Consider the following 24,467-nt stretch of genomic DNA (forward strand, 5'->3'; position numbering starts at 1 on the left):
ATAATACCCAACACACTATGGAAGTTGCACAGGAAACACTAACTACACCGGCTACAACAACAGCGGTAGAAGTTTCAGGATCAGTAGCATTATTGGAGGCATTAATTGTTGAAGGTGTTGATACCATCTTCGGCTATCCGGGTGGCGCTATCATGCCCATCTATGATGCTCTGTTTGATTATAATGATAAACTGAACCACATCCTGGTCCGTCATGAACAGGGTGGTATCCATGCAGGGCAAGGCTATGCGCGTACTTCGGGCAAAGTAGGTGTTGTATTTGCAACCAGCGGCCCCGGTGCAACCAACCTGGTAACCGGCCTGGCCGATGCCCAGATAGATAGCACACCATTAGTATGTATCACCGGGCAGGTATTCGCGCACCTTTTAGGTACAGATGCTTTCCAGGAAACCGACGTGATCAACATCACCACCCCGGTAACCAAATGGAACTACCAGGTAACTGATGCCAACGAAATTCCTGAGGTAATTGCCAAAGCTTTTTACATAGCTAAAAGCGGCCGCCCCGGACCAGTGTTAATCGATATTACCAAAAACGCGCAGATACAAAAATTTAATTTTCAGGGTTATACCCCTTGCAACCATATCCGCAGCTACAGGCCAAAACCTATTGTACGTACACAATACATACAGGAAGCTGCCGAATTGATAAATCAGGCTAAAAAACCATTTATCATTTGGGGTCAGGGTGTAATATTGGGTAGTGCCGAGCAGGAGTTCAAAACTTTTATCGAAAAAAGCGGTATCCCTGCAGCATGGACAGTTTTAGGTGCAGGTGCCATCCCAACAGATCACCCTCAAAACGTGGGTATGCTGGGTATGCACGGCAACTATGGCCCCAACGTATTAACCAACGAATGCGATGTACTGATAGCCATCGGTATGCGTTTTGACGACCGTGTAACAGGCCGCCTTGATAAATACGCCAAGCAAGCTAAAGTGATCCATCTGGACATTGACCCTGCCGAGATTGATAAAAACGTTAAATCAACCGTACCGGTATGGGGCGACTGTAAAGAAACCCTGCCTTTGCTTACCAAAGCCATTGAGCAAAAACAACATACCGAGTGGATAAATAAATTCCATGATTACACTCAACAGGAAGTTGAAGCGGTAATTCATCAGGAACTTAACCCAACCACGCCTGAAATGACCATGGGCGAGGTTATTAAACAACTGAACGAGATAACCAAAGGCGAAGCTATTATTGTAACCGACGTAGGTCAGCACCAAATGGTGGCCTGCCGTTATGCTAAGTTCAATAACACCCGCAGCAACGTTACCAGTGGCGGCTTAGGTACAATGGGCTTTGCCCTGCCTGCTGCCATCGGCGCTAAGTTTGGGGCTCAAGACCGTACCGTTGTAGCCATTATTGGTGATGGTGGTTTCCAGATGACCTTGCAGGAACTGGGTACCATTATGCAAAGCGGTATCGATGTAAAGATAATTATTCTGAATAACCGCTTTTTAGGTATGGTAAGACAATGGCAGGAATTGTTTAACGAACGCCGTTACTCATTTGTAGATATTCAGAGCCCTGATTTTGTTGCCCTGGCTGCGGCTTATAGAATCCCGGGAAAACGGATTGAAGATCGTACGGATCTGCCTGCGGCATTAAATGAAATGCTGAGCAACAAAGGTTCGTTCCTTTTAGAAGTGATGGTAACCAAGGAAAACAATGTGTTCCCGATGGTGCCGCAAGGATGTAGTGTAAGCGAAATCAGGCTTAAATAATCAGCCCTAAACTTTAACAAAACAAATTATGAGCAATCAAGATACAGAGAAACAGGAATTTAACATCACGGTTTATACCGAAAACCAAATTGGTTTATTAAACCGGATAGCTATTATATTTACACGCCGAAAAATCAATATCGAAAGCCTGAATACGTCGCCATCAGAAATTGAACGTATTCATCGATTTAACATAGTGATCACCGAATCGGAAGATGTAGTACGCAAGCTTACCCGCCAGATTGAAAAACAGGTAGAGGTATTAAAAGTATACTATCATACCAATGAAGACGTGATTTGGCAGGAATTAGCGTTATATAAAGTATCAACAGATGTTATTGCCGAGAAGGTAAGTGTTGAACGTTTACTGCGCGAAAACGGCGCACGTGTGGTTGTGCTGCGTAAAGATTATACAGTATTTGAAACCACCGGTCATCGCGAAGAGACCGACAACCTGATCAATATATTACAGCCTTACGGCCTCATTGAGTTTGTTAGGAGCGCACGCGTGGCTATCATCAAAGATAGCGATGGCTTTAACCGCAAACTGCGCGAGTTTGAAAGACTTGAACCAGGTGAAGATGTTATCGAAAACGAATACCTCAATCAAGGGCAAAAGGTATTTACAATGTAGAAAAATGTTATTGCGAGTGTAGCAATGACAATAGATAAATTATTAACAGCAAATTAATCGGTGATACCACTTTAAAAAGTGGCCATCATCAAAATCAATAAAATAAACAAAACAATGGCAAAACTAAATTTCGGCGGCACTGAAGAAAACGTAGTAACCCGCGAAGAGTTCCCTTTATCAAAAGCTCAGGAAGTATTAAAAGATGAAGTTGTAGCGGTAATTGGCTATGGCGTACAAGGCCCAGGCCAGGCATTAAACCAAAAAGATAATGGTATTAATGTAATTGTTGGTCAGCGTAAAGGCACCAAAACATGGGATAAAGCCGTAAGTGATGGCTTTGTACCGGGCGAAACTCTTTTTGAAATTGAAGAAGCTTTAGAAAGAGGAACTGTTATTTGCTACTTATTAAGCGATGCAGCTCAGATTGCTTTATGGCCAACTGTTAAAAAACACTTAACTCCTGGTAAAGCACTTTATTTTTCTCATGGTTTTGGTATCACTTTCAATGAGCAAACCGGCATTGTACCTCCTGCAGATGTTGACGTATTTTTGGTTGCTCCTAAAGGTTCAGGAACTTCATTACGTCGTATGTTCCTGCAAGGCCGTGGCTTAAACTCAAGCTATGCTATTTTCCAGGATGCTACCGGTAAAGCATTTGACCGTGTTATTGCATTAGGTATTGCTGTAGGTAGCGGTTACCTGTTTGAAACTAACTTCAAAAAAGAAGTATACAGCGATTTAACCGGCGAGCGTGGTACACTGATGGGTTGTATCCAGGGTATCTTCGCGGCTCAGTATGATGTATTGCGCAGCAAAGGCCACTCTCCATCTGAGGCTTTTAACGAAACTGTTGAAGAGTTAACTCAATCATTAATGCCACTGGTTGCTGAAAACGGTATGGATTGGATGTATGCCAATTGCTCAACCACAGCTCAACGCGGTGCGTTAGATTGGTGGAAAAAATTCCGTGACGCCACTAAACCGGTATTTGAAGAATTATACGAAAGCGTTGCTACAGGCAAAGAGTCACAACGTTCTATAGATTCAAACAGCCAGCCAGATTACCGCGAAAAATTAGACGCGGAATTGAAAGAATTACGCGAAAGCGAATTATGGCAGGCAGGTAAAACTGTACGCAGCTTACGCCCTGAAAACCAGGTTGTAGAAGCATAAGCCTTTTTAGTATCAAGTATTTAGTATCTGGTATCAGGATTTTTTGATGCACCAGGTATTAAATACTTGTTACTTACTAATAAAACAATACCAGTATCAGGTTAAAGAGGCTTACTTGATACTTGATACTAAATACTTGATACTATCATGGGACAAACATTATTTGATAAGATATGGGATGCACACGTCGTCAGTAGCAACGAGGGTTTTCCTGATATTTTATACATCGACACACATTTCATTCACGAGGTAACCAGTCCGCAGGCATTTGATGGCTTACGCACCAGAGGATTACCTGTTTTCAGGCCCAAACAAACAGTGGCCACTGCAGATCATAACGTTCCTACAATTGATCAGCACCTCCCAATCAAAGAAGAACTTTCCCGCTACCAGGTTGATATGCTCACCAAAAACTGTAAAGAGTTTGGTATTGAGTTATACGGCTTGGGTCACCCTTTTCAGGGTATAGTACACGTAATAGGCCCCGAGCTGGGCATTACCCGCCCTGGTGGTACTTATGTGTGCGGCGATAGCCATACCTCAACACACGGTGCCTTTGGTGCTATTGCGTTTGGTATAGGTACATCGCAAGTTGAGCAAGTAATGGCAACCCAGTGTTTGCTGCAATCGCGCCCTAAAAGGATGAAGATTGAAGTAAACGGCAAGCTGCACAAAGGTGTTGGTGCTAAAGACATTATCCTGTATATTATTTCGCAGATATCTGCCGCAGGCGGTACAGGTTATGCTGTGGAATATGCAGGCGATACCATCCGCTCATTAAGTATGGAAGGCCGTATGACCATCTGTAACATGAGCATTGAAATGGGTGCTCGTTGCGGCTTAATTGCTCCCGACGAAACCACCATTGAATATGTAAAAGGCCGTGAGTTTGCGCCTAAAGGCGAAGAGTGGGATAAGGCCGTAGCTTACTGGAAAACTTTATACTCTGATGCTGATGCTCAGTTTGATGAAGTATTATCCTTTAGGGCAGAAGACATTGAGCCAATGATCACCTACGGAACTAATCCGGGTATGGGTATTGGTGTAACACAACACGTTCCTGAAACTGCTTCGTTTGAAGCCAAAGAACAAGGATCATACAAAAAAGCCCTGGAATATATGGGCCTGCATGATGATGAACAACTGTTAGGCAAACCTATCGACTATGTTTTCATCGGCAGCTGTACCAACTCGCGCATTGAGGACTTGCGCCAGGTAGCCGAATTTGTAAAAGGTAAACACAAGGCCGATAATGTGACCGTATGGGTAGTTCCAGGATCAAAACAGGTACAGGAACAAGCTATACGCGAAGGGCTCGACAAGATATTTAACGAAGCAGGTTTCCCGCTCCGCGAACCAGGATGCAGTGCCTGCCTGGGTATGAATGAGGATAAAATACCGGCTGGCAAATACTGTGTATCTACCTCAAACCGTAATTTTGAAGGCAGACAAGGCCCTAACAGCCGCACCTTCCTGGCCAGCCCGCTTACCGCGGCAGCATCAGCAATTACCGGTAAGGTTACAGATATCAGAACCTTTCTGAAAGAAGAAGAGTTAGTTAGCTAATAACAATAATATGTCATTGCGAGCATAGCGTGGCAATCGCGAACTGTGCAGAGCGAATAACCTGATTCGCGATTGCTTCGTTCCTCGCAATGACAAAAAGAAAATAGCATGATATTAGAAGTTGCCATTTTAAATGTGATACCGGGCCAGCAAGATGCTTTTGTGAAAGCGTTTTCAAAAGCTCAGGCCATCATATCAAAAATGACAGGGTATATCAGTCATCAGCTTAAGCAATGTATTGAAAACGAAAGCCGGTACCTACTGCTGGTTGAGTGGGATATATTAACTGATCATACCGTAGGCTTCAGACAATCAAAAGAATACCAGGAGTGGAAAGCTTTATTACATCATTTTTATGATCCTTTCCCTACTGTTGAACATTATAAAGATACAGAGATAGCGGGTGCCGCAAGCCCCTCCGTTTCTTATCAAACATCTCAAATCTAAAAAAAGATGGCAACCAAAATATTCAAACATATACAAACCAGCGTGGTGCCTCTGCCTATCGAGAACATCGATACCGACCAGATCATCCCTGCTCGTTTTTTAAAGGCCACTACCCGCGATGGTTTTGGCAATAACTTATTCCGCGATTGGCGTTTTGACGAGAACGATAACCCTAAAGAGGAATTTGTGCTCAACAACCCGAACTTCAGCGGTAAAATACTGGTTGCCGGTAAAAACTTCGGTTGCGGCAGTAGCCGTGAACACGCTGCCTGGGCCATTGCCGATTACGGTTTCGACGCAGTTGTAAGCAGCTTTTTTGCAGATATATTTAAAGGCAACGCCCTAAACAATGGCTTGCTGCCGGTACAGGTAAGCGAAGATTTTTTAAAGAAGATCTTTGATGCTGTTTATGCCGACCATACCGCAGCCGTTGAAATTGACCTGGTTGATCAGTTTATCAAAATAGTAGCCACCGGCGAACAGGAAACATTCGAGGTTAACCCCTACAAAAAAGCCTGCATGACCAATGGTTATGATGATATTGATTACATCCTGAGCAAAAAGGAATTAATTGAGGAGTTTGAAGGCAAATAATTAACCAAGCGTAATTGAAAAAAGCTCCCTCTAAATCTCCCCCAAAAGGGGAGACTTTAAAAAGTTTTTAGAAGCCCTCCCCTTTGGAGAGGATTGGATGAAGCTTTCGTAATGACGAATTGAATTTAACATGGGAATTAAAAAACATATATTAGTAATACCCGGTGATGGTATCGGGCCCGAAGTAACAACATGGGGTAAGGCCGTTTTGGAAAAGATTGGTCAGCAGTTTGGTCACGAATTTACCTTCGACGAAGCCCTGATGGGCCACGCAGGTATTGAAGCTACCGGCAATCCGCTACCCGATGAAACACTTGAAAAGGCTAAGGTCAGTGATGCCATTTTATTTGGAGCTATTGGTCACATCAAATACGATAATGATCCGTCAGCAAAGGTTCGTCCAGAGCAAGGGTTGTTGAAAATACGCAAGGAACTTGGTTTGTATGCCAACCTGCGCCCTATCATGCTGTTTGATGAACTGCTTGATGCATCGAGCCTGAAACCGGAGATATTGAAAGGAACTGATATCCTGTTTTTCCGCGAGCTTACAGGCGATGTTTATTTCGGCGAGAAAAAACGCAGCGAAGATAGGAATACCGCTTCTGACCTGATGATCTATTCCCGTTATGAAGTCGAGCGTATCGCTATCAAAGCATACGAGGCTGCTCGTGTACGCGGTAAAAAATTATGTTCAGTTGATAAAGCCAACGTACTGGAAGCTTCACGCCTGTGGCGCGAGGTGGTACAGGAAATTGCCAAACAATATCCTGATGTTGAAACCGAGCACATGTTTATTGATAATGCCGCTATGCAGCTGGTTAAAAACCCTAAAAAGTTTGATGTGGTATTAACCGCTAACCTTTTTGGTGATATTTTAACTGATGAGGCATCGCAAATTGCAGGTTCAATGGGTATGCTGGCATCAGCATCGGTTGGTGATGGTACCGGCTTTTTTGAGCCTATCCACGGTTCGGCACATGACATTGCGGGGCAGGATAAAGCCAACCCGCTGGCATCCATATTATCAGTAGCATTGATGCTGGAGATCAGCTTCGGATTAAAAGAAGAAGCCAAACTGATCACATCAGCTATTGACAAAACGCTTAAACAAGGTTACCGCACCGGCGACATTGCTGATGCTAATACCGATAAAAGCAAAATTTTAGGCACCACAGCCATGGGCCAAAAAGTGTTAGAGTATTTGAGCTAAATATTTAAGGCCGATGAAAAAAGCAATGAAATGGAACGCCGATCTGTATGATGAAAAACATGCCTTCGTATTTCAATACGGCGAAGATGTGTTGGAATTACTGGATGCTAAACCCGGCGAATATATACTTGACCTCGGTTGCGGAACAGGCCATTTAACAAAACAAATACAGGATAAAGGGGCTATAGTAAAAGGCACCGATCTTTCGCCCGATATGATTGCGCAGGCAAAGGAAAAATATCCGGAAGTTGATTTTGAAATTGAAAATGCTGCCGACTTTTTTACCGATAAGCCTTATGATGCCGTATTTTCAAACGCGGCGCTGCATTGGGTGCTTGATCAAAACGGTATGATGCGCAGTGTATATAATAGCCTGAAACATGGCGGCCGCTTTGTGGCCGAAATGGGTGGCAAAGGAAATGTTGGCCATTTAATTGAGTCGACCCAGTTAGTATTGCAAAATCATGGTTATACCGAGCAGGCTGATACCAAGATATGGTACTTCCCTTCTATTGCCGAGCAGGCCACAAAATTAGAGGAACACGGTTTTAAGGTGACTTATGCTATTCTTTATGACCGCAAAACTCCGCTGCAGGATGGCGATCAGGGTGTGGCCAAATGGGTAACTATGTTTGGTGCACAATTCCTGGAAGGTATTCCCGATGAGGAGAAACCACAGATATTAAAAGAAATAACCCAGAAACTCGAGCCCTACTATAACGAAGGCGGCCAATGGTATGCCGATTATAAAAGGTTACGGTTTGTGGCAGTGAAAGAATGATAGGTTATACGTTTTACGTACAACAGATAATAAATAATTAAATAACGTAAAACTTAAAACGTAATACGTACAACTAAAAAAACAAAAGATATGTTACACGATCCCAACCGCGTTTATGTTTTTGATACCACGCTGCGTGATGGCGAGCAGGTACCGGGTTGCCAGTTAACAACCCCCGAAAAAATTGAGATAGCCAAAGAGCTGGAGCTGCTGGGCGTGGATATCATTGAAGCAGGCTTTCCGGTTTCAAGCCCTGGCGATTTTAACAGCGTTGTTGAAATTTCAAAGGCAGTTAAAGAACCTACCGTTTGTGCACTAACCCGTGCAAACAAAGGTGATATTGATGCCGCTATCGAATCATTAAAATATGCCAAACGTCCGCGTATACATACAGGTATCGGCTCGTCTGATATGCACATCAAGCATAAATTTAACAGCACCCGCGAAGAAATTCTGGAGCGTGCCGTTGAAGCTGTAAAATATGCCAAACGTGCCGTTGAAGATATTGAGTTTTACGCCGAAGATGCCGGTCGTGCTGATGTAGAATATTTAGCTAAAATGGTTGAGGCTGTGATTTCCGCCGGTGCCACTGTAGTTAATATCCCGGATACTAACGGCTACTGCCTGCCCGATCAGTATGGCAGCAAGATCCGCTTCCTGAAAGAGAACGTTAAGAATATTGACAAAGCCATTATTTCGGTACATTGTCATAATGACCTTGGTTTGGCTACTGCCAACTCTATTGCCGGCTTACAGAACGGCGCACGCCAGATTGAAGGTACCATTAACGGCATCGGCGAACGTGCAGGCAATACCTCAATTGAGGAGGTGGTCATGATCCTGAAAACACACCAAACATTAGGTTTACATACCAACATCGACTCTAAAAGATTCTATGAATTGAGCCAGATGATCCGTACGCAAATGCGCATGCCGGTACAGCCAAATAAAGCTATAGTTGGCGCCAATGCCTTTGCACACAGCTCGGGCATTCATCAGGATGGTTTCCTGAAAATGCGTGAAAATTATGAGATCATTCGTCCTGAGGATGTAGGATTCCCGAGTGCCACCATTGTACTTACCGCACGCAGCGGCAGGCACGCGCTTAAATTTCACTTAGAACGCCTGGGCTTCAATTTAAACAAAGAAGAACTGGCAGAGGCATACAACAGCTTTTTAACCCTTGCCGATGCTAAGCTCGACATCAATGATGATGACTTGTTGAGTTTGGTTGCGCATAAGCTGGTAAAAAATTAAAAATGGAAACTGACACTAAGAACCAGCTTGATTTCGAGTCGGCTTATGAACGCCTTAAAGGTGTTGTAAGGCGCACTCCGCTGGAATATAATGCCGGCCTGTCGGCCCGGTACGATTGTGAAATATATCTGAAACGTGAGGACCTGCAAATTGTACGCTCGTACAAACTGCGCGGTGCTTATAACATGATCAGCCAGCTAACTGCCGAACAATTAAGCCGCGGAGTAGTTTGCGCCAGCGCAGGTAACCATGCGCAGGGCGTGGCCTTTAGCTGCAATGCTTTAGGTACTAAGGGTGTAATTTTTATGCCCGAAATTACACCTAAGCAAAAGGTTACTCAAACAGAAATGCACGGCCACGGCAGTGTTGAACTAGTTTTAACCGGCGATACTTTTGACGATTGCCTGCGCGAAGCTTTGGCTTATACCGAAGCTCACCAGATGACTTTTATCCCTCCTTTTGATAATCCTCGTATTATTGAAGGACAAGGTACTGTTGGCGTTGAATTACTACAGGATCTGCCCGGTGTTGAGACCGTAATTATGCCCATTGGCGGTGGCGGACTGGCGGCCGGTACCGGAACTTATTTAAAACAAAATGTATCCGGCATTCATTTGATAGGTGTTGAACCTGAAGGGGCCCCATCTATGCTTAAAGCGCTGGAACAGGGTGAGCCTATCACCTTACCCGAAATTGACCGTTTTGTTGATGGTGCCGCAGTGAAACGCGTAGGTGCTTTAACTTACGAGATTTGCCGTGAAATACTGGACGATATGCTTCTTGTTCCTGAAGGAAAGGTTTGTACCACCATATTAAAACTTTACAATGAGGATGCCATTGTGGTTGAACCGGCTGGTGCGCTATCTGTAGCAGCACTGGATGCCTGCAAGGATAAAATAAAAGGCAAAAAAGTGGTTTGCATAGTAAGCGGAGGTAACAACGATATTGCCCGCATGCAGGAGATCAAAGAGAAATCATTATTGTACGAGGGCCTGAAGCATTACTTTATTGTACGTTTCCCACAGCGCCCGGGTGCTTTGAAATTATTTGTGACCAACGTACTGGGCCCGCATGACGATATTACCCGTTTTGAGTTTATCAAGAAAAATGACAAAGAGAACGGCCCTGCTTTGGTAGGTATCGAACTACAATCGGCCGATGATTATCCTGCTTTGCTTAAACGCATGATAGCACATCGCTTCAACGTTATTGAGCTTAACAAGGATAGGACTTTGTTTGAGTATCTCGTATAAACTAATTTATTATTACTGTAAGCCTGAAGTATTTACGAATGCTTCAGGCTTTTTTTGTTATTTTAATAAACCATTAGTAATTGATAAGGTCATATTGTAAAACACACCAAAAATCTATAACCTTGCATTAAATACTTTTATGAAAAACCTTATTACTTTTCATGCCATCCTGCTTTTGGCTATCGTATCATCCTGCAAAAAAGATAATCCAACACAAAACATCTCTACAGAGGCTAAAAAAGCAGAAATTTTAGGAGTAAGAGATTCGGTATCCTATACCATTGATGGCAAAACTTATATTGCCAATAACGAAGGTACCTTCACATCTGGTGGTAACCAGGGGGTAAATCAAAAAGTTGTATACAACAATAACGGCACCATGCTTAACTGGGATATTGTTGGTGATAAAGATTCGGTTTTATTTTACAGAGGGAATTTGATAACATCAAACACCGCTTATTTTCAGATATTCTTTGCCAAAAAATTTAATAAAAAGGATTTAAACGGCCCCAATTTCTATACGCCATCAAGGGCAGATGTTCTTAAATTATATACAGGCGACCAACGATATGCTGAAGACTTTGGCAGAGAAAACGCTCAGAACGGAATAGCTATTTTAGTATCAGCCGACAATAAATCGTTTTCTTCTTACGGCCCGCTTCCTTTACAAATGAAAACTTCATTAAAACCCGGTTTTCAAAATAATTCATCATTTAAAGTTATCAGTTTTACCCAAACAGATGTCGGAGGTTATAACCTCGAGGCCAAATTCAGTGCCACTGTGGTAGATGAGTTTAATGAGAACCCAAAGAAACTCGAGAATGGTTACCTGCGTTTATATGTTCGGTAATAATGAATAACCGTTTCATTGCCAAGAGGAAGCAATCGAGAACTTTGATAATATCTCTGTAATGTTCGCGATTGCCGCGCTTGACTACGGTTTGTTAGCTACTCTTTTAGCCCCAGGCCGTCATGCCGAATTTATTTCGGCATCCCATTGGTAAAGTTTACGGCATATATAGCGATTGTCATGAAACAAGTTCAGCATGACGATGCATTAATCTCAATACTCCAGCCACTTCCCTACCCTAACGGCAACTTTATCGCCTGGGTTGTATTTGTCTGCTTCTTCGTTCACTACGCGCAGCAGGCTGCCGTTTTGCTCCAGTATAAGGTTTTCAAAAAAGCCTTTGAATTGCACTTCCTTTACTGTCCAGTTTTTGGATTGGGTAATAAGTTTTAGCTTGATCCATTCAGGATAAATTACGGCGTACTCTTTGGTTACTTCCAAACCGCAAAGTTTGGCTTCGGTGGCTGTGAGCACGTTGCAGTTGCTTAATAACTGGGCCGTGTACAAATTTTGCGGATATTGATACAGAGCTTTCGGGGTGCCTTCTTCCAATATCTCCCCTTGCTTAAGTACGATCAAGTCATCGGCCATGGAGAGCACTTCTGCCGGGTCATGTGATACCATTACCACAGTAAGTCCCGTTTCTTTTACTATCAGCCTGATATCGCGTTGCAGCCCCTCTCTGAATGAGGTATCCACCTGGTTAAAGGGTTCATCCAACAACAATACCTGCGGACGGGTTATTATTGCTCGTGCAATAGCCACACGCTGCTTTTCGCCACCGCTTAAGTCGGCCACACGCCTGTCGGCCATGTGGGCCATGTTCAGTTGCTTTAGCACCTGTTCTGTTTTTTGCTGTTTGGCTTTCAGATCGGTTGCCGGAAGCATAGCCGCCACATTATCCCACACCTTGGCAAAAAGGTTAAGATCATCGGTATGCTGAGTAACCATTTTCATAGCATCATGGCCGGGGATCAGTTTCTCTTCAGGCCCCCAGATGCGTTCGCCCTTAAACTGTACCTCTCCTTCATCGGGCGAGATCAAGCCGTAAAGTAAGCGCAGTAACGTGCTTTTACCGCTACCGCTTTCGCCAATAATAGCTGTTATTTTTCCGGGTTGTATAACCAGATCTGTTTTTTTAACGCCGGAAAGCTGTTTACCCGGAAATATTTTACTTACTGCAATGGCCTGCAAAAAAGGAGTATCTGACATGGGTTGCAAAGATACAAAATTCGTAAACCTCCATGAAGTACTCGTAATAAACCAATATAGAACCGATTTGAAGGTTGAAATCTGTCACACTGAACTTGTCGAGGGTGCAAGCAGAGGCCTACCCACCATGGTTCGACGAGCTCACCATGACAGCTACACAAAAAGATCTGCCAATTCTAAAAATTCAAATTTCATGAATGATGATTTACCATATCAACCGGGTTGTTTACCAAAATCCGCGGCAGGGCAATGATGAATTCGGTGTATTCAGACTCGGCGGTACTAAAATCGATGGTTCCGTTGTGGCCGTTCACTATAATATCATAGCTAAGCGATAAGCCTAAACCCGTCCCTTCACCCGATGGCTTGGTTGTAAAAAACGGTTGCATGATCTTGTCCTGAATATCGGCGGGTATACCATTGCCGTTATCTTTGATCCTTATGATAGCATAGGCACCCTCATTTTCGGTCTTGATCTCCACCTTAGGAGTATAGTTATTAGGATTATTTTTTAGCTTTTGGCTCACCGAATAAAAGGCATTGTTAAATAAATTGAGCAATACACGACCAATATCCTGTTGTATGCCATCCACGATCACCTTTTCGCCGGTAAAGTTGGTTACGATCTCCGATGCGAAGGCTTGGTCTTTAACCCGCATACCATGGTAGGATAGCCTTAAAAACTCTTCGGCCAGGGTGTTTATGTTTACAACCTGCCTGTCGCCAACTTGCGTGCGACTATGCTCAAGCATGCCTTTAACAATATTATCGGCCCGCTTGCCATGGTGCTGAATTTTATTCAGATTTTGTTCCAGGTCGTCGGCTATGGAAATGGCTTCCTCCCTGTTTCCATTTTTCAGTTCTTCTTTTAACTCACCTGCCAGTTCAGCACTTACCTCGCTAAAGTTATTAACAAAGTTAAGCGGGTTCTGAATCTCATGGGCTATACCAGCAGTAAGCTGCCCCAATGAAGCCATCTTTTCAGCCTGAACCAATTGCTTCTGAGTGGTTTTAAGTTTGCTCAAGGCACTTTCTATCTCCTTTTTCTGGCTTGTTAGCAAAGCGTTGGCCTTTTGCTTATTGCGGTAAGCATTTCTATATATAACTGCTATAACCGAAAATACAATGAGCACAGCTACAAGAATGATTAGCCTGATCTTATTAGCCTCATCCTGCTTCAGTTTCAGTGCCAGCTGGGCCTGTTGCTTTTTTTCGTACTCATAGTTCATGTTTTGCTCAGTGGCCATGCGTATATTTTTGGTACTCCTGAGCGAATCGATGATCTGCGAAGAACGTTTATAAGTCTTAAAAGCACTTCTGTACGAACCTATTTTTTCATACGCTTCGGCCAGGTCACCGTACGATTGCCCTGTTGCGTCATCAACAATATCAGTTTCCTTAATAGCTTTAAAAGCTTTGTTTAAATAAAAAATGGCATCGCCGTATGAACCCTGCCTTTTAAGTACATTACCTATACTGGCATAAATCTGATATTTGCTGTACGGCTGGTTTGATGAATCGGCAACAGCAATGGATTCCTTTCCCAGCTTTAAGGCCTCAGGTAAAAGGTTTTGATCGGCAAGGGCAATAATAGCCTTTGATAAGCTTGCTGCAGTTATCCCTAAGTCGCCGGTTTGCCTGCCTATTGCAGCCGCGTTCATGGCATAATGATATGACAGATCATATTTTTTTAACGAAGAATAAGTGGCCGATAAATTAGAGTAAGCATACAACTCTACATTTTTTATACCGGCCCTTTTTGCAAGCCTTACCGCCTTTTTTAATGATTGTTCGGCCCTGATGTTATCATCCATCAAATTATAGGTTAAACCCATATTGAGCCAGATGTAGCTTTGCGAATTGATGTCATTGATGCTCTCAAAAAAATTAAGCGCCTTTTGAAAGTATGTGAGTGATTCGGTGTAGTTAGATTGCCGCTGATAGGAAATAGCAATATTTTGATAAGCCTTATTAAGCAACTGATTGTCCTTAATTTCGCCGGCGGCTGCAATGGCCTTTTTATAAAAAAAGATCGACTTATCGTTTTTGCTTTGCATGCCATTCATCATGCCATAGCCCGAATATATTTTGGCCAGCCCGGCTTTATCATCTAACCGGGTATATATTTCTTCGCCCAGTACCAGGTTTTTCTGGGCCGAGGCATAATCGCCCTTGAAGGATAATATGGTGCCCATTAAGCGCCGGGCGTTGGCCTCACCTAAGGGGTATTTTGCCCTCACCGCTTCGGCAATAGTGTTGCTGCCATTCTCCGCGGCCGAGTCAAGGTTCACCTCTATCAATGCGGCGGTTTTATCATTTAAACGGTTAATTCTGGCTGTATCTGATTTGGTTTTCCTGATCAGCATGTTCAGGCTATCGACAGATACCTGGGCATTTACAAGGGAGGGAGTAATGCAGCAAAGAGAGATGATCACTAAATACCGGTAGCACAAAGCAATCATTTTTAAAACATAAGAAAATGAAACCGGACGAGTTATATTTTCCCTCATGTTTGCTGATATTAAGTTTAAAATCAGCAGCTATTCAAATCAGGTACAATACGTGCATAGAGATGTGTAAACGTATTTTGAAAAAATGAGGTTTATAATAGCCTGCCGATCGTAAATAATCTTTAATATCTAAAACTACCTGAATAAGTTTTTAATTTAAGGTTTATAGGTACACATTTTTTGCACAATTTATTGCACAATTAATTCAAAAACATTGCTTTAAAAGCCCAATGTTAAGCCAAAGGAAAAGTTTCTTAAACCAGCCTGCGCGGGGCTGTTCTCAAACATATCGCTAAAGTAATATTTGGCATAAATGCCCATTAGGCCATAACCCATGCGCACAAAGGCCCCTTTACGAAGTTTAGTAAAATGATAATCATCATTAAATTTCTGCTTGCCGTTTTCGTCGCTTATCTGTTTTACCCGGCCATTTAGCAATACCCCTACTTCGGGACCTGCTACCAGCCTGAAATAGTTGCCGCTGGCATCTTCGTGGCTACGGTAGTAAAACGATAAAGGGATGCGCAGATAGCTTGACGAGAAGCGGTTTTTACTGTAATGAATATCATCTTCGGTATAGGTTAACACAGGTGTGTTACGTTGAATGGTAATATCATTACGCAGGCGGATGTGCGTCCAATCGAACCCGCCTGAAACGTATATTTTGAAGGCTGGGTTAAAGCGGTAACCAAACTGCACCAGATCAAACCCAAAGTTGCTTGTTTTCCATTGGCGATAACTTAAAAACCTGTTATTAGGCGATAAAGTAAAGCTGCCATGATCTATCAGTGTTGCCAGACCCAGGTCAATCCTGGAAAAAGTTACGCCGAACGAAAATCCAGGTGCTTTGTGTGCATGATAAGCTGTATCAGGCTCGTTGGATATGGACGGCGCATCGTCACCCATTCCCAGCTTTACCTTAACCTTCTTCTTGTGCACACTATCGGTACGGGCAGAATCGGCAGAGGTTTGAGCAAAGGCGCTTGCAGCGAAAACACATATGATGATGGTAAAAATCAGTCGCTTCATATAACGGGTAATATATAATTTATTTTTCTTTTTTCACTTTGATGATCCCGAGGTTAAGCCCTGTTATGGTGGCATCGTCCTCGTCGGTATTGGAAAACTCAATGAGTTTATCTTCGCGCTTATCAACCGCTGCAATCACCACATTAAACACATCTCCCAGGCTACGTATACGATGCCTTTTAACCTGCCTTTGTTTGGGCTCTGTTAATTGCGCAATTACCTTTTGCTGGTTTTTTCCATTTACCAGCAGATTATTAACAGGCAAACTTATTACATCATTAGCTGCGGCCGCCTGTTCTGTTAGGTTATCCTTATAACTTGCTAATGCCAACTCCGGTTCATCCGCCTGTCTTTCCAACGCAGCATCATGCTTATCAATACTGTATGCTGCCTTTTTATCCTGCTCCTTAGTTTTTAATATCGCCAGGCTGCTAACAGGTGCTATAACTGTCTTTGCCACGCTTTTGTTTTGCTGAAGCGATACTACCGGAGTTGGAGCAGCTTTTGCAGACCGTACGTCTTTAACCGGAGTTACATTTTTAGCGATTTTAACATTTTCAGCAACTTTAACCTTAACCATTTTAGGGATAAACAACAGGCCTGCCGTAACTAACAATAATAAGCCTGCGGCTATACTTAAATAAGGTACAATTGATCTTTTCCTATCAGCTGCATTCAGCTTACCGGCAATCTCTCCCCAAACGTGTGCAGATGGCTCTATCTCCAGCTCGTTAAGCGATGATTGAAAAAGTTTGTCGAGATCCTTATCCTGCATATCCATAACTTGTACCCTCCATTTTTGCAATTTGTTCTTTTAATATCCCGCGAGCTCTTGACAGCTGCGATTTTGATGCGCCCTCGCTGATACCTGTCATGGCCGCAATTTCTTTATGTGAGTAACCTTCAAGAGCATATAAATTGAATACGATACGGTAACCCGGGGCCAGCTGTTGTATCAGGCCCAGCAATACCCGCGCATCAAGGTTTGATATAGCTACCTGGTCAACCGCTGGTTCATGGGCTGCATCATCTGTGTTTACCACCTGCAGCATTTTATGATGCTTACGATAGTATTCAATTGAGCTGTGCACCATGATACGCCTTACCCAGCCTTCAAATGACCCTTCGCCTCGATAGTCGGCTATTTTTTGAAACACTTTGATAAAACCATTCTGCAGCATATCCTCGGCTTCCATTCTGTCAACCGCGTAACGCATGCAAACGCCAAGCATTTTGGCCGCGAACTGCTTATACAGCAATTCCTGCGCTTTACGTTCGCCTGCCTTGCAGCGATCTATCAATTGTTGAATGGTAAACGTTGGTTCCAAAAACATCATTTATAACAGTAAGATGTTATACCTGTATAAATGGTTGCATAGCAGAGAAAAAATATTTAAGAGGATGTGTTTGGAAGGGCTTACGAGTATGAAAGGATAATATAAGATTGTGTAATAAAACTGACCGCATAGTCATCGTCATGCCGAATTTATTTCGGCATCCCACGTGCAGATGCTGTCTGACTATTTATCCTAAAAGGTGCTGAAACAAGTTCAGCATTACGTTCTTTTTACTTTTTATCCCTGTAACGTTTGTAGATCTTAACAGCTATCATCAAAATAATAGCTAATGAAACCAGGCCAACAACGCCGAAAATCCAGTTGAGGGCACTTTTAAGTACCACCAGGAAAACTATGGCGAACAGCAGTATTGTGGCAAGTTCGTTCCAGAGGCGCAGCTGGGTTGATGTCCATTTGAATACACCATTACGCATCTGTTTTATTTTGCTTTGGCAAATATGATGGTAACCGATAAGCACCACTACAAAAGTAAGTTTAAGGTGCATCCAGCCAAAGTGAAGCCAACCGGGTTGTAATACCAGCATGGTGATACCGGCAGCCACTGTAAGCAGCATAGAGGGTACAGTAATGATATACCACAGCTTTTTCTCCATCACCTCAAATTGCTTTGACAGAATACCGCGGTCAGGCTCGGGTTTGTCCTGTGCTTCAGTATGGTAAATAAACAGGCGCACAATGTAAAACAGCCCCGCCATCCAGCAGACTACAAAAATGATATGTATAGCTTTTACGTATTCGTACATGCCCCCAGAATTATGCGATGTCATTGCGAGGAACGAAGCAACCGCGAACTTTGCAGATCGCTCTGTACTGTTCGCGGTTACCACGCTGCACTCGAAATGACATATTTTATTATTAGTTCCTGTACTCTTTGATCACTTCAACCGCGTACTTCACGTTATCAAACGGAATGTCGGGCATAATGCCGTGACCAAGGTTAAAAATGAAACCCTGTTCATCCTTCATCCTGTCGAACAGGCGGTATATGCGATCTTTAATTACTTTTTTATCGGCATACAAAATATGCGGATCAAGGTTCCCCTGTACGGCAATGCCTGCTGGTAAACGCTTTTTGATGTCGAGCAGATCAACGTTCCAGTCAATAGAGATCACATCTGGCTGAGCTTCGGCCATCAGCGGAGCAAATACCGAGCTGCCTTTGCAGAAAGAGATCACCGGAATATCTTTACGGTTAAGCTTACTGATAATCTGTTGAATATAGTAGTGGCTAAACTCTTTATAATCATCCCAGGCCAGCGCTTGTGCCCAGCTGTCAAAAATCTGTACAGCATTTACACCTGCTGCAATTTGCATGTTCAGGTAATCGGCTGTAACGGTAGCTATTTTTGATAACAGCTGATGAGCCAGCTCGGGCTCATTATGCAGCATGAGTTTGGTTAATTTAAAATCTTTGGTGGATCCGCCCTCTACCAGATAACTCATTACGGTAAACGGAGCGCCTGCGAACCCAATTAATGGAATACGGCCGTTAAGGCGTTGTTGTATCACTTTAATAGCATCAGCTACATATTGCAGCTTATCTGTTACATCGGTTTGCAGGTTATCAATATCGGCCTGTGTACGTACGGGATTGGCAAATTTGGGACCCACACCGTTGGTAAAGCTCAGGTCGCCGCCCATAGCCTCTCCGGTAACCAATATGTCCGAAAACAGGATGGCACCGTCTATCCCCAGCAAATCAACCGGCAACATGGTAACATCAGCAGCCAGTTCAGGGGTTTTGCACATCTCCAGGAAAGAATACTTGTTTTTGATATCCCAGTATTCTTTCATAAACCTGCCGGCCTGGCGCATCATCCATACCGGTGGGCGTTCTGTTTTTTCGGAAAAAGCTGCTTTTATTAATAACGAATCTCTCATAATTTTTAGGAGAGGCAAGAAACAAGAGGCAAGATATAAGATTTTTGTCTTACCTCCTGATCCTTATCTCTTGACTCTATTTAATGTCCTTTTATTCTCCTACAAAAAATCAAGAAACATAAGTTTTTGTCTTATTTCTTGATTCTTATCTCTTGACTCTATTTTAGTGTTTTTTCAATTCCTGATGAAGGCGGTTGATCACATCCTTCATTTTAGCGGTAGTTTTATCCGCGTGTTTTTCGGTTAGTTGTAAATAGGCTTTGGCCTTATCATAATTACCAAACCTGATGTTGATGTTAGCCACTGTTACCAATGCCGCCACATGGTCATTTACCGAATGTAATGGATATTGGGCGGCAAGCTCATAGTGCCTTTCGGCTGCTTCAAAATCCTGTTTTTGGATACTGATGCCGCCATAAATATATTCGTAAAATCCGCGCCGCTTTTTACTGAGCCACTGCGGATTGCTGATCTCTTTTAACGAAGCCTCGGCCTTTTCATAATTTTTATCATGAAAATATTTGGCTGCTACCACAAGTGTACCCTGCTTAAAGTAATCCCAGATGAGCAGTAATATCATCATGACAGCTACTGCCACCAGCTCATAAATGCGCAGGTAGAGCAATATTGCCAACGATGCCAGGAACAGAAATGCAATAAATATACGTACCTTATTACTGAACATTAATGCTGATTATCGGTAAACTTATAGCCCACACCGCGGATAGAGTGAAAATAAACCGGGTTTTTAGGATCAGGTTCAAAGTACTTACGGAAGGTTAGGATAAAGTTATCAATAGTACGGGTTGAAGGATACACATCGTAGTTCCAAACCGTTTCCAGTATCTGCTCGCGCGATACGGCATCATTTCTGCGCTCAATAAGTAATTTAAGCAGCATGGTTTCTTTTTTGGTAAGCGGGGTGATAGAGCCATCGGCATTTACCAGCTCAAAGGAGTTAAAGTGGATAGCTTTATCGCCAATTTTGTAGCTGTTAAATTCTTTCAGGTCTTCGCCTTTCAGGCTGCGTTTTACCAGATTATTAACCCTTAAAATGAGTTCCTCCAGGTTAAAAGGTTTGGTTAAATAATCATCAGCACCTTTTTTAAGGCCCGCAATTTTGTCCTCATTGGTGTTTTTAGCAGTTAAAAACATGATAGGCACTTCCGTATTTTCAAGCCTGATAGTTTCGGCCACAACAAAGCCATCAATCTCAGGCATCATTACGTCAAGTATCACAAGGTTAAAACGCTCTTCCTTAAATAATTGTAAAGCCTTTTTACCATTTTTAGCTGTAGAAACCTTATAACCCTCCAGCTCGAGGTTAAGTTTGATGGCTTCCAACAAATGTTCTTCGTCTTCAGCTAATAAAATCCTTTTCTTGTTTGGCATATTACTTTTCTAATTTAGGTTTATCCAAATACTACTTCAAAAACACTGCCTTCGGGGCGGTTATCCCTAACCCTGATACTGGCGTGGTGTTTATCAAGTACTTCCTTTACAATGTAAAGGCCCAGGCCGGTACCCTTGGTATTACGGGTATCTTCGCTGCCTACACGGTAAAATTTATCGAAAATACGTGTTTTTTCATTATCGGCTATACCAATACCCTGGTCGGCCACCTCCAGGTACACTTTATCATCCTTTGAAAACAGTTTAACCTCCACTGCCGAGCATGGGCTCGAGTATTTAACCGCATTCTCAATAAGGTTGGTTACCACTGATGTTAAAGCGAACTTATCGCCGGTGATCTCAATCTTTGGTTCAATTTCGGCATCAATTATCTGCTGGTTGCAATCGCACTTGGTGATCTGCAAACGGTTAACAATACTGTCAACCAGTACCGAAAGGTTAAAGGTAGCCTTAGGGAACGTGTATGAGCGGTTATCAATTTTTGATGCCAGCAGCATGTTCTCTACCATATCGTCCAAACGTTCCACATCAAGCAGTGATTTGCCTACAAAATCAAGCAGCTGCTCTTTGGTGAGCTGGCGCTTTTGGATGGTTTGCAGCAAAATTTTGATAGATGCCAGCGGCGATTTAAGCTCGTGCGTTACAGAAAGTAAAAAGTTTCTTTTCTGTTCCTGCAACTTACGCTCTTTATTGATAGACGCGTGCAGACTGTAGGCTCCAACCACAAATATCAATATGAACATAGAGCCTTCGCCCAGGATCATACCAATACGCTCAGGCTGTAATTTCATCAGCATATAACCCCACCAAACCAACTCGGAGATGGCGTATATGATGAGCGCGTAAAAAATAATAAATGGCTTCTTCATTGTTTTATCAGTTTCGATAATTGGTATCAAGTATCATGATTTTAAATCATGTAATAAACGCAAAGGTCTTGGTACTAACTATCTGATACTACTATTTAGTACTAAATACAAGGTCAAGACTATCAAATATAGCACGTTTTGCCTTTTCCAGATCAATTTTAGTATGGGCCGATGATATAAAGCCTACCTCATAGCCTGATGGACCCAGGTAAATACCGCGGTTTATCAACTCGCGGTGGAACTTTTTGAATTTTTCCATGCTGGAAGCATCAATATCTTCAGCTGTACGAATATACTCTTTATCCGTAAAAGCAAACCAGAATATAGAGCCTATACCAAACACCTTAAATTTATAGTTACGTGCTGTGGCAAAGCGCTGTACAGCATCTCTGAACTCTTCTGTTTTATTGTTCAGATCGCGGTAAAAACCCATCCGTAGCAATTCGCTCAATTGCGCAATACCCGCGGCCATAGCTACAGGGTTACCCGATAATGTACCAGCCTGGTAAACCGAACCCTCAGGAGATATGTTACTCATGATCTCGGCAGATGATCCGTAGGCCCCTACAGGTAAACCACCACCTATAATCTTGCCGTAAGTAATGATATCCGGCTTGATGCCATAATAACCCGAAGCGCCTTCAAACCCTATACGGAAACCTGATATTACTTCATCAAATATAAGCAGGGTACCGTTCTGTATACAAATTTCGCGCAGGAATTGCAGGTATTCTTTTTCCTGTAACAGCAAGCCATTATTGGCTGGTATCGGTTCAATAATAATAGCGGCAATCTGATCTTTAAACTCTTCAAAGGCCTTTGTAAGCGCTTCTTTATCATTCAATGACACTACAATGGTTTCATCGGCAAAAGCCTTTGGTACGCCTGCAGAAGAGGTTTCGCCAAACGTTACCAGGCCTGAGCCTGCCTTAACCAGCAGCGCATCGGTATGGCCGTGATAGCAGCCCTCAAATTTTAATATCTTATCGCGCTTGGTATAACCCCTGGCCAGCCTCAGGGCCGACATAACCGCTTCGGTGCCGGAGCTTACGAAACGCAGTTTTTCAATAAATTTATTATTTTTCAGGATCAGTTCGGCCAATTCGTTCTCCAGGGCGGTCGGTGCGCCGAACGACATGCCGTTTTGCATCACCTCAATAACCTTTTCCCTTACCTTGGCGTTGTTGTGACCCAAAATAAGCGGCCCCCATGAACAGCAAAAATCAATAAATTCGTTGCCATCGGCATCCCATATATGGCTGCCATCGCCTTTCTGGATAAACAAAGGTGTACCATAAACCGACTTGAACGCCCTTACCGGCGAGTTTACTCCACCCGGAAAATACGTTTTTGCCTTAGCATACAACTCGGCAGATTTTTCCCTGCTGATGTCAGGCTTACCCGTTGTATTTAACGGCTCATTAGCCTCTCCCGAAAATATTTTTTTTAATGAATCTAACATTTTTATAAGTCAAAAATCAAAATTCAAAAGTCAAAAAAATCAGCGGTAGCTCCCTCTTTCAACTCTCAAAGTCCGATCTGTTTTATCGAATCAAATATTACTATGAGCCAGATCCAAAAAGTCAAAAATTCAGTATTCGTTTTGAATTTTTACTTTTGAATTTTGACTTATCAAAGCCATTTATTCTCCAGCACCTCTTTGGCGTGGTAGGTTAATATCGCTGTTGCACCTGCCCTGCGGATGCTGGTTAGTACCTCGGTAATGGCACGCTGCTCATTAAGCCAGCCTTTTTGAATGGCCGCTTTGATCATGGCATATTCGCCGCTTACGTTGTAGGCTGCTACAGGAAGCTCGGTATTATCCTTTATCAGTTTTATTACATCCAGGTAAGCCAATGCCGGTTTTACCATTAAAAAGTCGGCACCTTCCAGTTCATCCAGATTAGCCTCAATCAATGCCTCGCGCTGGTTGGCCGGGTTCATCTGGTAGGTTTTTTTATCACCAAATTTAGGAGCCGAATTTAAGGCATCCCTGAATGGGCCATAAAAAGCACTGGCATACTTAGCTGAGTATGACATGATAGAAACGTTTGTAAAGCCGTTTTCGTCCAGCACGTTGCGAATATATCCTACACGGCCGTCCATCATATCTGAAGGGGCTATAATATCGGCACCACACTGCGCATGCGCCAGGGCCATTTTGCCTAATACCTCCAGCGTTTCGTCATTCAGTATCTGACCATCTTTTACAATACCATCGTGCCCGTCGCTGCTGTAAGGATCCATAGCAACGTCAGTAATCACGCACGCTTCAGGAAAGTTCTTTTTAACCTCACGGATAGCGCGCAGATACAAACTATCATCGCGGTGGCTTTCGGTAGCCATCTCGTCTTTTAATGAATCCTCGATATTGGGGAACAGGTCAAACGAGTTTAAACCCAGTTTTAAACAGCTCTCAATCTCGCGCAGCAAGTTATCGATGGAGTACCGGTAAATGCCCGGCATAGAGGCTACTTCCGTTTTTTGGAACGTACCATCAACAATAAACAGCGGGAATATCAGGTTAGCAGCGCTAACATGTGTTTCCTGCACCATTTGGCGTATTACTTCACTTTTCCGGTTTCTACGTGGTCTTTGTAACATATGCCCCCCATCCCCCTAAAGGGGGAGTTTTTTTAATTTTCTATTTTATAATAAAGCCGCCTATAATACCCC

General features: G+C 43.0%; 23 protein-coding genes. 11 read left to right on the top strand and 12 right to left on the bottom strand.

Features of this window, described 5'->3' with window-relative positions:
* The first annotated feature begins 17 nt into the window (after positions 1–17).
* The 11 genes from ilvB to QWZ01_RS15950 all read left to right on the top strand — a co-directional run bounded on the left by ilvB (position 18) and on the right by QWZ01_RS15950 (position 11,519).
* Entirely contained in the window at positions 18–1,754 is a 1,737-nt protein-coding gene (gene ilvB / locus QWZ01_RS15900; protein ID WP_290324905.1) for a biosynthetic-type acetolactate synthase large subunit, read from the top strand.
* Between the two features lie 28 nt (positions 1,755–1,782).
* On the top strand, positions 1,783–2,388 hold the full coding sequence (gene ilvN, locus QWZ01_RS15905) for an acetolactate synthase small subunit (RefSeq protein ID WP_290324906.1): 606 nt from the start codon (positions 1,783–1,785) through the stop codon (positions 2,386–2,388).
* Positions 2,389–2,502: 114 nt separating this feature from the next.
* The gene (gene ilvC, locus QWZ01_RS15910; protein WP_290324908.1) at positions 2,503–3,561 is read left to right on the top strand and encodes a ketol-acid reductoisomerase; all 1,059 of its coding nucleotides are present in this window, start codon (positions 2,503–2,505) and stop codon (positions 3,559–3,561) included.
* 147 nt (positions 3,562–3,708) lie between these two features.
* On the top strand, positions 3,709–5,127 hold the full coding sequence (gene leuC, locus QWZ01_RS15915; protein WP_290324909.1) for a 3-isopropylmalate dehydratase large subunit: 1,419 nt from the start codon (positions 3,709–3,711) through the stop codon (positions 5,125–5,127).
* 108 nt (positions 5,128–5,235) lie between these two features.
* The gene (locus QWZ01_RS15920; protein WP_290324911.1) at positions 5,236–5,574 is read left to right on the top strand and encodes an antibiotic biosynthesis monooxygenase family protein; all 339 of its coding nucleotides are present in this window, start codon (positions 5,236–5,238) and stop codon (positions 5,572–5,574) included.
* Positions 5,575–5,580: 6 nt separating this feature from the next.
* Positions 5,581–6,168, top strand: coding sequence for a 3-isopropylmalate dehydratase small subunit (gene leuD / locus QWZ01_RS15925; protein ID WP_290324913.1), 588 nt, complete (start codon positions 5,581–5,583; stop codon positions 6,166–6,168).
* 136 nt (positions 6,169–6,304) lie between these two features.
* Positions 6,305–7,378, top strand: a complete 1,074-nt coding sequence (gene leuB, locus QWZ01_RS15930) for a 3-isopropylmalate dehydrogenase (RefSeq protein ID WP_353959418.1) — start codon at positions 6,305–6,307, stop codon at positions 7,376–7,378.
* A 13-nt stretch (positions 7,379–7,391) separates the two neighbouring features.
* Positions 7,392–8,159 carry a class I SAM-dependent methyltransferase gene (locus tag QWZ01_RS15935; RefSeq protein WP_290324917.1) on the top strand — a complete coding sequence of 256 codons (768 nt, stop codon included), beginning with the start codon at positions 7,392–7,394 and terminating at the stop codon, positions 8,157–8,159.
* Between the two features lie 90 nt (positions 8,160–8,249).
* Complete coding sequence (locus QWZ01_RS15940; RefSeq protein ID WP_290324919.1) at positions 8,250–9,416, top strand: 2-isopropylmalate synthase; 1,167 nt, start codon at positions 8,250–8,252, stop codon at positions 9,414–9,416.
* A gap of 2 nt (positions 9,417–9,418) precedes the next feature.
* Positions 9,419–10,669, top strand: a complete 1,251-nt coding sequence (ilvA, locus tag QWZ01_RS15945) for a threonine ammonia-lyase IlvA (RefSeq protein WP_290324920.1) — start codon at positions 9,419–9,421, stop codon at positions 10,667–10,669.
* Positions 10,670–10,808: 139 nt separating this feature from the next.
* Entirely contained in the window at positions 10,809–11,519 is a 711-nt protein-coding gene (locus QWZ01_RS15950) for a hypothetical protein (RefSeq protein WP_290324922.1), read from the top strand.
* 213 nt (positions 11,520–11,732) lie between these two features.
* Here QWZ01_RS15950 and QWZ01_RS15955 read toward each other — a convergent pair whose 3' ends face one another.
* The 12 genes from QWZ01_RS15955 to hemB form a co-directional block, all read right to left on the bottom strand.
* A complete protein-coding gene (locus tag QWZ01_RS15955; RefSeq protein ID WP_290324923.1) occupies positions 11,733–12,731 on the bottom strand; it encodes an ABC transporter ATP-binding protein in 999 nt (332 codons plus the stop codon).
* A 191-nt stretch (positions 12,732–12,922) separates the two neighbouring features.
* Complete coding sequence (locus QWZ01_RS15960) at positions 12,923–15,241, bottom strand: tetratricopeptide repeat-containing sensor histidine kinase (RefSeq protein ID WP_290324924.1); 2,319 nt, start codon at positions 15,239–15,241, stop codon at positions 12,923–12,925.
* Between the two features lie 219 nt (positions 15,242–15,460).
* Positions 15,461–16,270 (bottom strand): outer membrane beta-barrel protein, encoded by an 810-nt coding sequence (locus QWZ01_RS15965; protein WP_290324926.1) that lies wholly within the window; start codon positions 16,268–16,270, stop codon positions 15,461–15,463.
* A 19-nt stretch (positions 16,271–16,289) separates the two neighbouring features.
* The gene (locus QWZ01_RS15970; RefSeq protein ID WP_290324928.1) at positions 16,290–17,051 is read right to left on the bottom strand and encodes a hypothetical protein; all 762 of its coding nucleotides are present in this window, start codon (positions 17,049–17,051) and stop codon (positions 16,290–16,292) included.
* Positions 17,035–17,604: an RNA polymerase sigma factor gene (locus QWZ01_RS15975; protein WP_290325774.1), complete on the bottom strand. Its 570-nt coding sequence runs from the start codon at positions 17,602–17,604 to the stop codon at positions 17,035–17,037. Before QWZ01_RS15975 ends, QWZ01_RS15970 begins: the two co-directional genes overlap by 17 nt.
* A 233-nt stretch (positions 17,605–17,837) precedes the next feature.
* The gene (hemJ, locus tag QWZ01_RS15980) at positions 17,838–18,371 is read right to left on the bottom strand and encodes a protoporphyrinogen oxidase HemJ (protein WP_290324929.1); all 534 of its coding nucleotides are present in this window, start codon (positions 18,369–18,371) and stop codon (positions 17,838–17,840) included.
* A 112-nt stretch (positions 18,372–18,483) separates the two neighbouring features.
* Positions 18,484–19,509 carry a uroporphyrinogen decarboxylase gene (gene hemE / locus QWZ01_RS15985; RefSeq protein WP_290324930.1) on the bottom strand — a complete coding sequence of 342 codons (1,026 nt, stop codon included), beginning with the start codon at positions 19,507–19,509 and terminating at the stop codon, positions 18,484–18,486.
* Positions 19,510–19,672: 163 nt separating this feature from the next.
* A complete protein-coding gene (locus QWZ01_RS15990) occupies positions 19,673–20,194 on the bottom strand; it encodes a tetratricopeptide repeat protein (RefSeq protein ID WP_290324931.1) in 522 nt (173 codons plus the stop codon).
* Positions 20,194–20,901: a response regulator transcription factor gene (locus QWZ01_RS15995; RefSeq protein WP_290324933.1), complete on the bottom strand. Its 708-nt coding sequence runs from the start codon at positions 20,899–20,901 to the stop codon at positions 20,194–20,196. Before QWZ01_RS15995 ends, QWZ01_RS15990 begins: the two co-directional genes overlap by 1 nt.
* Before the next feature lie 20 nt (positions 20,902–20,921).
* Positions 20,922–21,791, bottom strand: a complete 870-nt coding sequence (locus tag QWZ01_RS16000) for a sensor histidine kinase (RefSeq protein WP_290324935.1) — start codon at positions 21,789–21,791, stop codon at positions 20,922–20,924.
* 91 nt (positions 21,792–21,882) lie between these two features.
* Complete coding sequence (hemL, locus tag QWZ01_RS16005) at positions 21,883–23,253, bottom strand: glutamate-1-semialdehyde 2,1-aminomutase (protein ID WP_290324937.1); 1,371 nt, start codon at positions 23,251–23,253, stop codon at positions 21,883–21,885.
* 170 nt (positions 23,254–23,423) lie between these two features.
* Complete coding sequence (gene hemB, locus QWZ01_RS16010) at positions 23,424–24,395, bottom strand: porphobilinogen synthase (protein WP_290324939.1); 972 nt, start codon at positions 24,393–24,395, stop codon at positions 23,424–23,426.
* Between the last annotated feature and the right edge of the window lie 72 nt (positions 24,396–24,467).

It is taken from the genome of Mucilaginibacter aquaedulcis (genome assembly GCF_030409325.1).
In the GTDB taxonomy this organism is placed as follows: Bacteria; Bacteroidota; Bacteroidia; order Sphingobacteriales; family Sphingobacteriaceae; genus Mucilaginibacter; species Mucilaginibacter aquaedulcis.

Coding starts and splice junctions, on each gene's coding strand:
- ilvB (WP_290324905.1), top strand. CDS start 18: ATGGAAGTTGCACAGGAAACACTAACTACACCGGCTACAACAACAGCG.
- ilvN (WP_290324906.1), top strand. CDS start 1,783: ATGAGCAATCAAGATACAGAGAAACAGGAATTTAACATCACGGTTTAT.
- ilvC (WP_290324908.1), top strand. CDS start 2,503: ATGGCAAAACTAAATTTCGGCGGCACTGAAGAAAACGTAGTAACCCGC.
- leuC (WP_290324909.1), top strand. CDS start 3,709: ATGGGACAAACATTATTTGATAAGATATGGGATGCACACGTCGTCAGT.
- QWZ01_RS15920 (WP_290324911.1), top strand. CDS start 5,236: ATGATATTAGAAGTTGCCATTTTAAATGTGATACCGGGCCAGCAAGAT.
- leuD (WP_290324913.1), top strand. CDS start 5,581: ATGGCAACCAAAATATTCAAACATATACAAACCAGCGTGGTGCCTCTG.
- QWZ01_RS15935 (WP_290324917.1), top strand. CDS start 7,392: ATGAAAAAAGCAATGAAATGGAACGCCGATCTGTATGATGAAAAACAT.
- QWZ01_RS15940 (WP_290324919.1), top strand. CDS start 8,250: ATGTTACACGATCCCAACCGCGTTTATGTTTTTGATACCACGCTGCGT.
- ilvA (WP_290324920.1), top strand. CDS start 9,419: ATGGAAACTGACACTAAGAACCAGCTTGATTTCGAGTCGGCTTATGAA.
- QWZ01_RS15950 (WP_290324922.1), top strand. CDS start 10,809: ATGAAAAACCTTATTACTTTTCATGCCATCCTGCTTTTGGCTATCGTA.
- QWZ01_RS15955 (WP_290324923.1), bottom strand. CDS start 12,731: ATGTCAGATACTCCTTTTTTGCAGGCCATTGCAGTAAGTAAAATATTT.
- QWZ01_RS15960 (WP_290324924.1), bottom strand. CDS start 15,241: ATGAGGGAAAATATAACTCGTCCGGTTTCATTTTCTTATGTTTTAAAA.
- QWZ01_RS15965 (WP_290324926.1), bottom strand. CDS start 16,270: ATGAAGCGACTGATTTTTACCATCATCATATGTGTTTTCGCTGCAAGC.
- QWZ01_RS15970 (WP_290324928.1), bottom strand. CDS start 17,051: ATGGATATGCAGGATAAGGATCTCGACAAACTTTTTCAATCATCGCTT.
- QWZ01_RS15975 (WP_290325774.1), bottom strand. CDS start 17,604: ATGTTTTTGGAACCAACGTTTACCATTCAACAATTGATAGATCGCTGC.
- hemJ (WP_290324929.1), bottom strand. CDS start 18,371: ATGTACGAATACGTAAAAGCTATACATATCATTTTTGTAGTCTGCTGG.
- hemE (WP_290324930.1), bottom strand. CDS start 19,509: ATGAGAGATTCGTTATTAATAAAAGCAGCTTTTTCCGAAAAAACAGAA.
- QWZ01_RS15990 (WP_290324931.1), bottom strand. CDS start 20,194: ATGTTCAGTAATAAGGTACGTATATTTATTGCATTTCTGTTCCTGGCA.
- QWZ01_RS15995 (WP_290324933.1), bottom strand. CDS start 20,901: ATGCCAAACAAGAAAAGGATTTTATTAGCTGAAGACGAAGAACATTTG.
- QWZ01_RS16000 (WP_290324935.1), bottom strand. CDS start 21,791: ATGAAGAAGCCATTTATTATTTTTTACGCGCTCATCATATACGCCATC.
- hemL (WP_290324937.1), bottom strand. CDS start 23,253: ATGTTAGATTCATTAAAAAAAATATTTTCGGGAGAGGCTAATGAGCCG.
- hemB (WP_290324939.1), bottom strand. CDS start 24,395: ATGTTACAAAGACCACGTAGAAACCGGAAAAGTGAAGTAATACGCCAA.